This is a genomic window from Brevibacillus borstelensis, from assembly GCF_003710865.1.
GTDB lineage: Bacteria > Bacillota > Bacilli > Brevibacillales > Brevibacillaceae > Brevibacillus > Brevibacillus borstelensis.
The window spans coordinates 1-13,931 of record NZ_RHHO01000064.1 but is presented as its reverse complement, the minus strand read 5'-3'; the positions used below and the strand labels follow the sequence as shown (position 1 = coordinate 13,931).

Annotated in this window: 17 protein-coding genes; all 17 read right to left on the bottom strand. The window is 49.2% G+C overall.

All coding sequences use genetic code 11. The features are described 5' to 3' along the window. Positions 1-2 precede the first annotated feature (2 nt). The gene (locus EDM54_RS24475) at positions 3-2,072 is read right to left on the bottom strand and encodes a DUF4815 domain-containing protein (protein WP_255320354.1); all 2,070 of its coding nucleotides are present in this window, start codon (positions 2,070-2,072) and stop codon (positions 3-5) included. 12 nt (positions 2,073-2,084) lie between these two features. Further along, the gene (locus tag EDM54_RS24470) at positions 2,085-2,576 is read right to left on the bottom strand and encodes a BW3TFN family phage tail fiber component (protein WP_122959007.1); all 492 of its coding nucleotides are present in this window, start codon (positions 2,574-2,576) and stop codon (positions 2,085-2,087) included. Between the two features lie 42 nt (positions 2,577-2,618). Beyond that, entirely contained in the window at positions 2,619-3,341 is a 723-nt protein-coding gene (locus EDM54_RS24465) for a hypothetical protein (RefSeq protein WP_122959006.1), read from the bottom strand. Then, positions 3,338-4,090, bottom strand: a complete 753-nt coding sequence (locus tag EDM54_RS24460) for a baseplate J/gp47 family protein (protein WP_122959005.1) — start codon at positions 4,088-4,090, stop codon at positions 3,338-3,340. The genes EDM54_RS24465 and EDM54_RS24460 overlap by 4 nt, the downstream gene beginning before the upstream one ends. Then, positions 4,083-4,520 (bottom strand): DUF2634 domain-containing protein, encoded by a 438-nt coding sequence (locus tag EDM54_RS24455; protein WP_122959004.1) that lies wholly within the window; start codon positions 4,518-4,520, stop codon positions 4,083-4,085. Before EDM54_RS24455 ends, EDM54_RS24460 begins: the two co-directional genes overlap by 8 nt. Then, entirely contained in the window at positions 4,517-4,948 is a 432-nt protein-coding gene (locus tag EDM54_RS24450) for a DUF2577 domain-containing protein (RefSeq protein ID WP_122959003.1), read from the bottom strand. The genes EDM54_RS24455 and EDM54_RS24450 overlap by 4 nt, the downstream gene beginning before the upstream one ends. Beyond that, positions 4,945-5,937, bottom strand: coding sequence for an XkdQ/YqbQ family protein (locus tag EDM54_RS24445; protein WP_122959002.1), 993 nt, complete (start codon positions 5,935-5,937; stop codon positions 4,945-4,947). Before EDM54_RS24445 ends, EDM54_RS24450 begins: the two co-directional genes overlap by 4 nt. A 6-nt stretch (positions 5,938-5,943) precedes the next feature. Next, on the bottom strand, positions 5,944-6,519 hold the full coding sequence (locus EDM54_RS24440; protein ID WP_122959001.1) for a hypothetical protein: 576 nt from the start codon (positions 6,517-6,519) through the stop codon (positions 5,944-5,946). A gap of 55 nt (positions 6,520-6,574) precedes the next feature. Beyond that, the gene (locus EDM54_RS24435; RefSeq protein ID WP_122959000.1) at positions 6,575-6,835 is read right to left on the bottom strand and encodes a YbjQ family protein; all 261 of its coding nucleotides are present in this window, start codon (positions 6,833-6,835) and stop codon (positions 6,575-6,577) included. A 176-nt stretch (positions 6,836-7,011) separates the two neighbouring features. After that, the gene (locus EDM54_RS24430; protein WP_122958999.1) at positions 7,012-7,503 is read right to left on the bottom strand and encodes a hypothetical protein; all 492 of its coding nucleotides are present in this window, start codon (positions 7,501-7,503) and stop codon (positions 7,012-7,014) included. Between the two features lie 70 nt (positions 7,504-7,573). Continuing rightward, the gene (locus EDM54_RS24425; RefSeq protein ID WP_255320355.1) at positions 7,574-9,916 is read right to left on the bottom strand and encodes a phage tail tape measure protein; all 2,343 of its coding nucleotides are present in this window, start codon (positions 9,914-9,916) and stop codon (positions 7,574-7,576) included. Positions 9,917-10,116: 200 nt separating this feature from the next. Beyond that, a complete protein-coding gene (locus EDM54_RS24420) occupies positions 10,117-10,548 on the bottom strand; it encodes a phage tail assembly chaperone (RefSeq protein WP_122958998.1) in 432 nt (143 codons plus the stop codon). Between the two features lie 26 nt (positions 10,549-10,574). After that, the gene (locus EDM54_RS24415; protein WP_122958997.1) at positions 10,575-10,976 is read right to left on the bottom strand and encodes a phage tail tube protein; all 402 of its coding nucleotides are present in this window, start codon (positions 10,974-10,976) and stop codon (positions 10,575-10,577) included. Between the two features lie 11 nt (positions 10,977-10,987). Then, positions 10,988-12,403 carry a phage tail sheath N-terminal beta-sandwich domain-containing protein gene (locus tag EDM54_RS24410; RefSeq protein ID WP_122958996.1) on the bottom strand — a complete coding sequence of 472 codons (1,416 nt, stop codon included), beginning with the start codon at positions 12,401-12,403 and terminating at the stop codon, positions 10,988-10,990. Further along, a complete protein-coding gene (locus tag EDM54_RS24405; protein WP_122958995.1) occupies positions 12,404-12,607 on the bottom strand; it encodes a YqzN/YkzM domain-containing protein in 204 nt (67 codons plus the stop codon). Next, positions 12,579-13,064 carry a hypothetical protein gene (locus EDM54_RS24400; RefSeq protein WP_122959015.1) on the bottom strand — a complete coding sequence of 162 codons (486 nt, stop codon included), beginning with the start codon at positions 13,062-13,064 and terminating at the stop codon, positions 12,579-12,581. Before EDM54_RS24400 ends, EDM54_RS24405 begins: the two co-directional genes overlap by 29 nt. Before the next feature lie 567 nt (positions 13,065-13,631). Next, on the bottom strand, positions 13,632-13,931 hold a 300-nt coding region (locus tag EDM54_RS24395), incomplete at its 5' end, for a transposase (RefSeq protein ID WP_148040238.1).

Here is a 13,931-nt window from a genome sequence, read left to right as displayed (position 1 = left end):
TTCTACACCTCGTTCCATAGATAGACTTCACGTGTTCCCGTACGGACATTAGGAGGAATCATGAACTTGCATGTGAACCGGCCATTCTTGTCCGCCCGGATAGTATTTGGCAACGTCCCTGCCAATGTTCCGTTCAACGGAACCAAGTGGACCGGGATTCCGTCAAATGTCCCTTTGATATTGTCGCTGAACGGCTCAAAGCCCTCGCCAGATACCGTAATCTCTCGCTGCCTGATGTATGGCACGTTCTCGTCCAAAATCATTTTTGTTTCCGTTCGTGTCGTTCCGGTAGTCCGCCAGTCGGCCCACCATCCCCACACCTTCTTGGTTACGATAGATTCTTCGACCCATGTATCGTGAGAGGGGGTCAGACGGATCGTCGCCAAATTTCCAAACACCTGGTAAGGGTTCACGTTCATGGCCTCGGTCGCATACGTCTGATCGATCAGCACTTCCTCCTTGTAAGGCAGTGTCACCAGCCTTTCATGGAATCGAACCGTAGATGCCTGCTGCTCGACTTGCAGTTCAACAAACGTCTGCTCAAGCGGCAACTGCACCACCTTCTCCCTCGGATTCAACATGGCATCAAAAAGGGGGTGCGTCACATCCGCCCGTTCAAAGTTTGTAAAGTTATCAGTGAAAATTCCTTTTTTCAGGAGAGTGGGGTCGGAAATCTGGGCTTGTCTGTCCAAGTCGGCGATGGCTTGGTTGTACTCCGCCCGCTCCAGACGATCCAATAACGATCGGAGCTCCAACATGGTTAACCGTTTCGGCTTCCGGTTGGTCACTACGACCGCATTGGAGTTGGGAGGCAGATATATTTCTCCCAGCTCCAGGACATCAGGGGGCGACGATGGCGGATAAGGAGAGATGTCTGACTGACCGTGAATTACCTTCACTTCGCCCTCAAATGTTAGATAGTAAACGTCCTTGCGAGCCAAGTAAAACTCATACGTCGTCTGGAATGTCGTCCCTACGACCGGTTTGTCTCCGCTTAGCCATTTGATGCCGTCGTTCTCCAATTCCACATCGGTTCCTTCGACCATTACTTTCGTATACCGATACGTAACCGTGTAGGAGGTGCCTCCGGCTGGTTCGGCGCCAGCCAGGGACCAGTCCACTGTATCTCCGGAGAGTTGAAAGTCAACGCTCTTCTTGTACTCGGTGCTTCCCGCCCTCACGGAAACGATGTCGACGACAGGCGTTTTCGGCAACATATCGGAAGTGCCCGCCACGTTGCCGCGTGTGATCGTATCGGTTCGCTCAACTGTCGCAGTCACCTGGCGAATAGCCTTCACCGGCTTGGTATTAAGCGGATAATAGCTTGTTCCAGCGAGGTACGTCTTCGTTTCATTGACCACCATTCTCGTATCCAACGCCTTCGGTATGGATACTCGAATCGGAACGAGCTTGTCAATCTGATAGCCGAGAACATATGCCCGTCCGGCATCGACCACCAGCGTCACATTTTCAGCATCCTTCGGCTCGATATAACCATCCATGCCGGATACCAAAAAGGAACCGTTCGTATCATAGGTACGGCGTGCAAAGACCGGTGTAAAGCCTTCTAACTCCGGCGGAAGTTTCGCTGTCACCAACTCCCCGTCCACCAGTCGAAACATCGGCGTCGCCGCTTCATCGTTTAGTGTCCACGCCGGTTCAATGATAGTTCGCTGTCCACCGGGCATTCCGTAATTGGAAAACCCAACCGCTGGATCGTACAGGGTTGGGTCATCTTCGTAAGTGAGGCTTCGTGTTTCGACTCGAAGGCCGATGCTCTCCTCTCCCGCCCCGCTGATGGTCAGCGTTGTTTCCGGCAGATCATGGATGATGCCGTCCAAATACACGCGGGCGGGAGAGATGCGCAAAAGTGTTTTGTCTGCACTGATATAAAGTTGACCGCCGTCGATAATATGGCCGGCACCAAAAATCACATCGCCAATCTGCTTGTCCCTGAACAGCGACATAGCCTGCAGTTCATTCAGTTCGGCGGTTTGAATCCGTCTGCCACCGACAAAATCGATAGACTTCCATCGTTTCGAAGGATCAAAGCGATTATAAACCTGTTTCATGATAAACCTCCTTTACAGCTCCAGAATGTACTCGATGCTTTCCCGGTTTGTCGCTTCTCGCTCAACAGGCGATTGATTGGTAACCGTTAACAAAAAGCCCAAGTCAACGATTTCATCCATGGTTGCAACCTGTTTGTTTACCGGCAATCCTTGAGCGAGGACTGTCCCTGCATACACCCCTGTTTGACGGTATGTGCAAAGCGGAAACTCGTCGTATCGAAGCCACGCCTGAATATAAACCCACCGGCAATCGGTGGCCCGCGCTTCCTCCTCGTCGATGATTCGCCATTTCTGCCCGACCTGTTCGATTGTCCCGTTTGTGTCGTCGGGCAAGACGAATCTCACCTGGTCGGCTCGTTTGAGAGCCACAATTTCGGAGATCGTTTGACCGTACTGCACATCTGGAACAATCTCGGGCGAATGGCTGTCCCAAGGCGAAGTTCTTCCTACCGCTATAAAGACTTGACCGTTTCTGACCAGGTTAAAGGCCTGGAACGTTTTCATCCCTTTTACATCGCTTGTTTTCGTAGCTATGGGAAACACCCCCTAAGTCGTTATCGATACATTGCTTTTTTGTATCCGTAATGTTTGAGTCAAATAGGTCGCCTGTTCAAGAAACGTGATATTTGGCGACCACCAGCTTTTCCGGTCGCACCCGGCAGTATGGAGGGCGTACTGTTCGACGTGATGACTCGACTGCTTTTCATTGCCGCTCAAGTCATCGTCGGTCCTGTCTGGCATCGTAACGGCGGTGTACAGGTTCATGCCTGCCCGAGAAGTTCCACGTTGATACTCTACGTGATGGGACAATGAAACGGAAAACAGGTAACGAAATCCGGCCAGACCCATCAGTGCGACAAGACCACGGGCAATAGCCAGTGTTTCCGGTGTCGTATAGATAACAGACGACAACGGAGAAAACTCCCAACCGTCTGCAAGCACTCCCGATTCCGACAGTTCTACCCCCGCCTCCGGCATCAGCCTATACGATTCCTGCAAGCCGAAGCCTTGCGTCTTGAGTGTCTCGACGCTCATCGTTCCGTTTGACCGCAGCTTGGCAAGCAACTCTTCATCGTCTTTGGCGTCTAATTCTTTTCTCCATAACTCACGTGACGCATCTGATTGCAGATGGACAAAAAACGCCTTCCACAGTTCGCCGTCAACGTCCGGAAGCTCTTTTCCCGCTGCATCCATGATTGCCCGGATATGACGACTCTTTCGGTAGTATCCGGGCAAATAGACCATTAATTTGTCACCTGGTGTGCTCATTCGATCGTCACCACCGGATCTATTTGAGCATCAGGGAAAAGAATCACGTTTTCGGTCGGCGTGACCATGGATGCGTCCGCTGCTCCTGCGTTGATAACTGCCGACAAAATTCTGGCTGCGTAAAGTGTTCCGCCTACGCCGATTGTTCGGGTATAATCCAAAATCGCTTGTTTCGCTTTCTCGGCTTCAATCCCAATCGCCTGAACAATGATCGGTACCGTTTGCATGCGAACGCGGCGTACAACTGCATCCACTCCGCTTGGCTTGCGCCGATTGATCTCTTCCTGCACTCGCTCCACCAGATCGGGGATTGTGCCGCCCACGACGACGTCCACTGTGCCAATACCTCTTGCCATGTCTATTGCCTTGGCGTAAGTCGTACCCGTCACTTTGAGGGCCCACCGAACATAATCAGCTTCCGCTCCGCCACGCTCCGGGTTTCTCTTCTGCTGAAGGATCCGCTCACGCAAAGATTCGTCCGATTCTCCCGGCGCCCGCTTTAGACCATGATCTTCCGCAATCTGGTCCAGATACTCTCCTTTGGCAGTTACGGCAAAGGCTTGTTCCAATATCTCCCGGAACTTTTCCTGTTGAATGAACAATTCAAGGGCAATGGGGGCCAGTGCATCGTAAATGATCGATCCTTCGCTTTTATCCAGATCATCCGGGGCTGCTTGCAGCAAGCGATACAAGATTTCTTCAAAAGATTCCGACTCGATTCCCTTTACTGCTTTTACTGTTTCAGACATCGATCACCATCTCCACCGTTCCGTCTTCCACAATCAATAAAAAAAAGATTTGTAACGTATTGCCGCTCCACCGGAATGAAAACTTCTCGCACCGCTCTACCCCAAACAGATACTCAACTGCCTCCCGGACCAACCGTTTGGCTTCCGCCTGCTTCCATTCCCTTGTGCCATCGCCGCGGATTAGCGTTTTTAGCTCATTGCCGTAGTCCGATGAGTAGATCGGGAAGGTGTAGCGGTCAGTCATGAGCGCTTTTTTTACGTTTTGTATCAACGCGGCCTCCCCCTCAATAATGGAAGGCTTCCCTCCTGGACGGAGCACAAAATCTCCTGCATCAAAGTCAAACGCATATGTTCGCAATACAGGGACAATCGGCTTTTTTCCTTCTGTTCCCGGGTTTTCTACCCGGGTCATTTCCGGGAATATACTCATAACCCCACCACCCGGTCCATAATGTAGTAAGCTGAATTGACGGAAAGAACGAGGACCTTATCATCCGGCTTCAGAACGTCCTCAAACTGCATCTCTACATAGCTGTGCTTGTACGATGTGAAAGGGGCAGCCAGATCGTCCGTATCCAAAAAGTCCTCCCGTTTCGCATCTCCCAGGTCTCGCTTGGCCATCTCTTGATGGCTGATGGTCACAATGCGTTTGTGGCGTGTCAAATGTTCCGCCACCGTGAGGAATTCCTTCCCGAGTGGAACAGACATGCCGTCAATCAAGATTTTCAAATCGGGTGGAGGTGTTAATACCGTAGCCAGTTCGATCCTGATCTCTTTCGGAGCTGTTTTGAATGTTTTGCTTCCTTGGTCTTGACCAAGATTCGATAAGGCATACGCCAGCTTTTGGAATCCATTCACCTGCCGCTCACCTCCATCTGCAAATCCAATTTCATTTCATGATAGCCAGGCCGGATCGTATGGCTGTCGCCAAAAACAGTGAAGATCCCGGAAAGCTTGGTCAGCTCCTCGTATATCTCGATCCGCGTACCCGCGATAACATCATCGATCCCGAGCGCTGTCACGGAAGCCTGCTCCTTCACGCGGCTCAGATTCTCCAGCTCTTGTTTGGCTATCGAGATTTTGTTGTCGCGATCTTCGTCTTGTAATTCGATTACTTTTACGAGGTGACCATACCGCTTGGCTTTGGCGGAGTTTACTTCATCGTGAAGAACAGAAACGTATTCACTGTCACTTCCGATGACTCTCACGACCGTTCTCATTTCTGCTATCGATCGTTTCCGTTCTGCGCTTAGCAGGTTGCTGCCTTGCTGCAATGTCCATTGCTTGGTTTGGCCGCGCTGTGTACCCACAAATGCTTTTCCCTGATCAATCCAGCACCAGTAGCGGATTCCCGATGAACGGTACACCTGATTCAAAATGTCCGTTACCGCATCCCATACGCTTTTTCCGCGAATCGTTTGCTTTTCGACCGGAGGCATCTTGCCGATCCCTCCCACCGGTATCCCGCGCTGCTCAAAAATACGAAGGAGAAGCTGATCGGCTGGTTCTCCTGTGGTCACGACAACGACATCGTTGTTTAACAAGTAGAAACCGAAGTCATAGGCAACCGGATTCAGATCGCCCTTGGACGTGATCCCCAAATCAACAACCATACCCGTAAACAGAGTGCGTGGCGAACCTGATACGTACGATATCAATTCCATTAGGTCGCCTTCTTCGATAGCTGCGTCTGGCCAAAACCGGTCTCGTCCGTTATTTGTTTTGACCGCGAGCGTTCTTTTTGCCTCCTGACGGCTTCCAGACCAAGTTGCTTCCGTAAAAGGGAGTCGAACCGCCTGTTGGCCAGGCTTTTGAAATCGGATTTCATAATGGTACCTGGGCAGCATCCGGATCTACTCCTTTCCCTTTGACTTCGATCTTGAGAGATATTTTTCAACGAGAGTTTGCTTCTCATCACTCGTTTTTTTTGTAGAGGAAACTTTGGCTTTTTTCGTATCCGGGCGTTTGCCTTTCCCTGTCGTTTGGAAAGGGATATTCACGGAGCGGCTCTCCAGCGTAACGAACCGATACTCTTTCAGCGTTAAGCTGAATTCAATATCAAAGCCATTCCACTCGTAACTGAAATCTCGGATGGTGACAGGGACATTGATGTCGCTCCCGGTCACCGTAAAACGAATCGGGTATCCGGTGTTCTTCCAGCGCTTGATGGTCGACACGAACTCTTCTGGCGAGGGGAAGCCGTCGTAGTCACAAAATCCCGGATCGTATTGATCAGGCCAGATTGTCGAGAATGAATACTCCTCCAATTTTGGCTCACCAATGATCGTGGCTTCTCCAATAGCTACAAGGTCGATATCTGTAAAACCGTGTCCGGTCTTTACCGATATAGTCGCCGGAATGACGGGCAGCCGAAGCTTTTCCGTGTTGTTGTTCCAAGCGAGCCAAAACTCAAGATGCTTGGTTTTCATCTCACCTACCTCCAATGAAAAAGACGCCCCTCGCATGAAGAGCGTCTTTTGGTATTTACTTGTATTTTACTGCGGTGCCGTAGCCAGTGTGCAAAGCCCCACTGAGACTGTACCTAAAACAAATTACAGCATCTGCGCCTTGCTCTTTAGCCTTTTCCCCGACTAAATCAATGATAAAATTAAAGTCATTCGTAACTTTGGGGGATGTTACCATAACGGTCCCTAATGGTTCATAGTCCCTGTTTAATCGATCAGAGGTTATCACTAAGATACGTGACTCATTATTTGTTTCTTTCTTTCCGCCAAATATACCCATACACAATACCCTCCTTAGTGGAAAATATTCTATACAGGAAAAATTTTACCTGCCATCCATTCTCCTAGCATTCTTCGTTCAACACTAGCCGAGATTAATTTCCATACCGTGTAACTTCCTCAGTACGGATTGAGAGGCAAACAGCTATTTTTCCATTTAATGGGTAAGCCCCTCAATTACTTTTTCTCAAAAAAGTAATCTTCAATACTTTTAGTCCCAGCCGCTGCAGTCCCAAGTTCGGTATTTCCAAACCTCGCCGTAGCAATTAGGGTACCGAATCCTTTCCCATTCGGGTTCTTATCCGGCTCGTGAATAAACAGCCAAACTGCTTCGTCCGTTTGATATTTATTCCGGATGTCCAGAACAATCTTTCTTAGATCTGATTCTTCCGACGCACTCGTTGTTATACGCAAGTGCCTCTGCGATTTATCGCTTTGTTCGTCTGCGATCGAATATGGAGGGACGTCCTCCACTTCATAGGCTTGAGGCTTTACCGTCTCTTTACTGTTTACATCTATGTTCGCCCCTACGATTGCCAAAACCAATGAAACCACTGCGTACATCAACATCCGCTTGGCACTCCCCGTTTTTCTCACCATGTTTATGACCGCCATAGTTATCAAAACAAGAAAAGCCAAAATACAAAAAATCGCCAGCGCCTTCCACATAGAAGAGGCCCCCTTAGTTTTAAAAATGGTTATATTCGTTATAATAACCATTTTTCTGAAGGAGGTCTATTTACTCAAGAGCAACGGTGCCGGTTCCTGATAAAACATGATGTAATCTCTCAGCTATGGTTTCGGCCATTTGTTCAGCCAACTGATACAGATCCTCTTTATCGTTCATGTTTTTGGCCTGCAACGACACTTGAATGGTTGGTCGGAAATCAACATACGTTGGACTTGGGCCAGATTGACTCCCTTTGCCTTGCGAAATTTCGCTGTTAGCCAAAGAAGGTGTGTAGCTGGGCACTTGACTAAAGCTGCTTTCCATCGCATTTACCAAAGAATCATCTGCTGCATGTATTCCTATCGCCATCGTCTCGGGAATCGCCATACCGCTTTCAGTCAAACGCGAGAACGGCCCCAGTTCTGCATCTGAGTGAGGGAGAAATTGATCTGCCCATTGAAATGCACTTTGGAGAGCCTCTGCAATCTTGTTTTTGACCGACAAAATTCCGCTTACGATCGTGGTAATTATTTTTTGCCCGCTCTCAAACAAACCGCTGATCCATCCGCCAAACCACCCGTCTATCGTCGTGAAAGCATTGAAGAAGGTGGTCTTAATCGTTTCCCAGGCACCGGACCAATCCCCTGTCAAGAACTGTATAAACCCTGTGAAAATTCCCTTCCAAAATTCAATTAACATGGTGAAGTATGCAGATAAGCCTTCCCAAATGGCTAAACCTACGCTTTTGATCAATTCCCATGCTGCTACTAGATAAGTGCTAACCATTTCCCAGTTATCGTATAACCACCATCCTGCCGCTATCAGCGCGATAACAGCCGCGATAACCAAGAGAATAGGCCACAATGCAGTCAACGAAGCTAACCCAAAGCCGCTCATAACCCCTGTCATTGCTGTAAAACCCTGTGTCAGTGGTATCCAAATCGTCGCCAAGAACATCAACGGACCAGCAAGCAATGCCAAGGCAGCAACAAGCATCAGAAAAGACACCGCCACTTTTGTAATGAACGGGTGCTCTTTTGTAAAAGCCCCGATACCATTGGCCAGCTCTGTTATTACTCCAACAATGGGCTTTACAATATCCAGCACGGTAGCACCGATTGGTTGGAAAGCAAGCTTCATCTCATTTGCCATGGCTCGCCATTCGTCCTTTACCTTGTCTGTGATTTCTGCCGTTTTGCCCGCAAAATCCTCCAGTGGACCTGCATTCAGCATTGCAAGAGTAGCATCGCGTCCCAGATCCGCATACGATCCTTTAAAAATGGCTGACATGACGTTGTCTTGTGCAGCTTGATCCTCCAGCGACATAATCCCTTTTGTAATAGCCGCGATGGCTGATTCAGCTTCTTTCCCTCCGGATTTGATTTGATCCAGCATAGAAAACAGCTTCTCTTCTCCAAATATTGGTTTAAGAGCCTTCAAAGCGCCTTCGTCCAGTGCCTTGTTCAAATTTTTCCCAAACCCTTGTTTAAACTCTTCGCCCAGACTACTGAAGTTAGATGCCCCTGCTTCTGTACCCGCTACAAACATGCCCATCATTTTTTCCGCGCTCATCCCCGCCTCTTTGAAAAACGGGGAATACTTCGCAATGGTATCCAGCATATCGCCAGCTTTATCCCCGACTCTGTTGTAGGCCGCAGTGATCAAATCAAGGCCTTTGACCGGGTCTGTGCCCCACTGCTCTTGCATCATTTCCAATGCTTTTGTAACATTGTCCTGATCAAGCTTGCCGTAGGAGATCTTCTCCAAAGCCAGCGCTCCCCCGGCTACCTTTTCGATTTCCTGATCGGTCCCTTCCAACAGCTGCCGGAATCGCCCAAAAGACTCGGTTGCCTCTCGCGGAAATTCAACCAGCCCGGAGGTATACAACCCGTAAACAGACTTGGACATAGCTTTCATTTCCGCATCTGTTGCGCTTACTTTGGCCTGTAGAATGTCTACGGCTTGCTCCATGTCATAGGCTGATGTTGCAGCAGCAGATAAACCAGCAGTTATTATCTGCCCAGCAGTTGAGAGAATACCTCCTAATTCTTTCATTTTAGTGACAGCTTTCTCCATGGACTCTAGGGATTTCGCTGCGTTTGCTCCAGCCTTCCCCGAGTTTTGCAAAGCCCGATCCAAATGGTCGATCTTCTTGCTGTCAACAGAATCAACTGCTTGTTCGAACTGGATTATTTTATTGGCTGCTTTTGCCGCCTCAAGATGAACCTGGGTAAAGGCAACGGACACATTCACAATGGAAATGTGGGTAAAACGACTGATGGTCCTCCCGAAACCAGAAGCTGCATCATCCACTATTTCCAATAAATCAAGGATGCTGTTCAAGCTCTTCATGAAAGAGGAGAGCTGCTTAGGCGTATTTGCCTGTATTTCGAGACTTGTACTGTTTCCCACCGGCTACCTCCTCCTCCCTTTCATACGTCGTCCTTTCGTTCGCTCCATTTTCTCGGCTTGCTCCGCTTTCCTCTCAATCTCCATCGCCGTCGAAACTAAGATGAACTGTCTCTCCCGCTCTGTGAGCTGCATAATCTCGTGCGGGAAAATATTTTTTTCTTGCCAAATATACGAATAGAGAGCCAGCTCAGGGCTCTCTTTTATGAGTTTTTTACCTCTTCCTCTGCCTCCTCGTCGTCGGCAAAATCGCTGATTCGGGCAATGGCCTCGTACAGCGAATCAATCTCACTTGGTCGGAAGATGCAAGGAATGACGTCAACAGCTGCAATTTTGCCGAATTTGGCGAGTACCTGCGGAGAGTCAATGCGGAAGTCGGTACGCTCTGTATCGATGCCGGCAATAATAATCTCCGCCTTCTGACGCAGGTCGTCAAACTCGACTTTGCGCTCCGCTTTGCCCTTTTTGCCCAACACGGATACCTTCAGTGCCGCCTTTCTTGCCTTGAAATATACCTCGCCAGATACGGAGCGGATGGGAAGCGCAACCTCTCTGCGCTTCCACAACCATACATCCTTTACGTGCTCCTGGGTGTCCATACTCAAAAATTCTTCCATCGTCAAAAATTCACTCACGGTTGTTTCCTCCTCTTCCCCTATTTTTAAATAAACTCGTAGTCGTCGACTGTGCCTTCCAGAGTCGTGTCTTCATCCAGCTCGCCATGCCCCCATTTTGCCAAAACGAGGGAGTCGGGAGAAAAGCCAGTAACAGCGACACGATACTTCCCAGCGACCGGATCATTTAGTTCGCCGATAAAATTGACCTTCTTTTCCGGATTAGCGGCGATTTCCTTAATAATTTCCTGGACGTCTGCCGTCCGTTCAAAAGTAGCAGTCATGCTGACCGAAGAAGACAATACGCGGTGACTTTTGCGGAGTCGACCCGCACGCTTGCTTTCTCCTTTTTCAAATTCCTCGGTAAGCTCAAATCCGATGCATTCCGGAAGCTCTTTGCCGTTTTGGTTGTAAAAATGCCCATGGGTACCCGAAAAAGTTGCTGCCATGCCACTTCACCTCAATTCGATTTGTTGTAAATATAGATTTTTTCGAGCGCATCTTGGTGGCGGAAGCCGGCGATAAAATGTCCAGCGTTGCGAGCCGGCGTATAAATGGCGTTATCCCCGTGGTAATCCGGGTCCTCGATGTACTCGTAGTCATCAGCGATTACCTCAAGCATTGCCAGAGGCTTGAACACTTCCCGTTTCATCATCTGACAAAAAGCCGCACGCCGTGCAGGACTGTTGCTATTGGGCTGCTGACGAATCCATTCCTTTCCTGCCTTCTCTTCCGCGTGCAAAATGGTATGGAATGTATCAGCTACTCGGATTTTTCCGTAGTCTTTTGACTGGTTGGGCCCCGGAATCGTCAGCGTGTTTACAGGCTCCTGAATGATCACCCGGTTGTTGTCCGTGTTCAGCATGAGAGCGCCAGCTTGTACCATTTCAATCAAGTCTGTAGCTTCATCCCACTCCACAGTCAGAGACTCAAATGGTGTGATGTACAGAGCCATCGTATAATTGAGCGGCATGGATGCCATGAGTGAGGCAATATAGATAGCAAGCTTGGCACTGTGATAGGTTTTTCCTCTCCAGTGAACCCCGCTCCCCACATTGACAACGGCCATATGGTTGGCATCCGTAGATGCTTTCATGGTCGCCTTCTTGTCTTTATCCCTGTTGCTGTCGCCGCCAAAAACAAACTTGACGTAGTTTCCGATCTCACATTGCTGCTTCGTCCAGTCCTCTGCAGCAGCGTTCAAAGCCGGGTCGGCGATTCCCAATGTAAACACACCGAATTTGCCTTTCTGTGTAGCCAAAGCGTTTTGATAGGCGGTATACTTTGTGGCCTCCACGCTTGTTCCGCTGTTTCCGCCAGACAGGATGACCCCCGCCGTTGGATCAGGCAGCCCATCGGCCAGCTTTTTGAGTACAACAAATTCACTGCCTTGGAAAGCTTCGACCAGCTCGTCGACGGTCCCGCCTGTCTGATTGTCTACCAACTCCGCACCTCGATAAACGAGTACATCGATTTTCGTATGGTCGATGAGATTAGGCTGTACGACAACTTTCAGGCTGTTGCCCAACTCGCCTTTGTGCTTTGCTTCCACCTTCAAAACTTCGGTGGCAGCGCCCTTCAATGTTGCGCTTGCGGCAGCAGCGCTCTCACCAGCCACCCGATAGAGCAAAACTTCTGTCGGATGCGGATCGGACGCCCAAATCAACTCAAATTCTTCCGTCGCACCAAAAATTTTCTGAGCAGAGGCTTTTGTACGGACGGTTACAAACTCCCCGATCGGCCCCCAATGAGCCACGATAGGAAGAGCCAGCTTCCCGCGAATCCCCATTGTTGTCTGCTCTTTGATAAACGACTTTAAAAAAGAGTACACGCCGGACAGCGCTTTTTCTTCTCCCGGTTGATATAGTCCCGCCATTTAAACCGCCTTCCTTTCCTTAAACTTCTGAATCCATTGCTCTGCCTCGGCGACCGTCATCTCCGCCGGTGCATCAAAAAAGGCGGCAATTGCTTCGGTTCGGTTTACCCCAAACTTTTGCTCAGCCACCTTCATGATTTGGTCTTTCGCATACGTTACCGATGCTTGGTCCATGTCAATTTCCTTTGATTTTGCGCGAGCCATACATCTTGTCTCCTTTTCTTAATGTCTCATCGTACCGTCGATGAATCACTTCCAATGGATCGTATTCCATCGGGGTATACGGGATATATGCCGTATACACAAGCTCGATTGATCGGTCAAAGCCATTTGGTTTGTACATCGTCAATCGACATTCCCGCAGAAACCCTACCTGCTGCTTGTCTGCACTGTAGAGCGGGAGGATCCAGCCCCGGTCTGCAAGACTCTGTCTAATCAGCAGAGACACATCCGTAAGCTGTTTATCATCCATTGCCATCAGGACAACATTCATTGTCGCCTTTTCCCGATAGACATCTGCCCTACGTGGTTCCGCGGTGCGCGAGGGCTCCTCGACGATCCACAATGGGCGTTGAAACTCATCTGGAGCCCTGAATGTTTCGGTTGGAATGCCCGTTGCGAGATTCAGCCAGCTGCATACCGAGAATACATCATCGCCCATGTTTCCCACTCGGAACAAACCTCCTTGCTAATTGGTTGAACTTCACTGTTACCAACTCATCCATGGTTGACTGCTCTACGTTGCTTCCCGTATTAACCACCTTTGAAAGCACCACCACCCCATTGAATCGTTATAAGCCAGAAAGCCGGACATCCATGGTAAGAAAACAGAAAAGCCACTCGGATTGATTCCGGGTGGCTTTCCATATTTGCTTACAGTACAAGATTATCATGGGTTTGGGAAAAAGGTTTCTCAGTTCTGTTTCAAAAGTAGATCAAGATTATATCGTCGGTGGGTCGGCTAAAACCGTAGGGAAGCTGCTTTTTATCAAGGAGGAGCAGATGTTTCGCCGAATATCCGACAGGTGGGGCAGTAAAAATTACTGTAAACAGCGGGTCTGTCAAGATTTTTGTGTAAACTCAATCAACCGATATATGAACAGGTTTCATCCCCCTAATTGGGACATCTTTTTCGGAGCCAATAGAGTCAAGGGCGTGAGGCGAAGCGAACCCTTGACGCGTTGGTGGAGAGAAAGATAATCCCTTCGGGGATGAAGCCTTTCATTTGCTAACGGATGTACGGCTGTACCCGATCTTCAAAGAAAACGGATAGCTGTAAGAGAATCTGGCCCCAGTTCTGGACTCGTCCCGTCCATTTTCGCAGAACATCCATGGTTACGAGATATAACATCTTCAAAAGGGCATCGTCTGTGGGAAACATGGCTTTTCCCTTTGTCACCTTTCGAAGCTGTCGATGATAACTCTCGATGACGTTAGTTGTATAGATCAGCTTTCGAATCTCGGGAGGATATTTAAAGAAAGTGGCGATCTCGTCCCAGTTATTCCGCCAGGAACGAACCATCAAGGG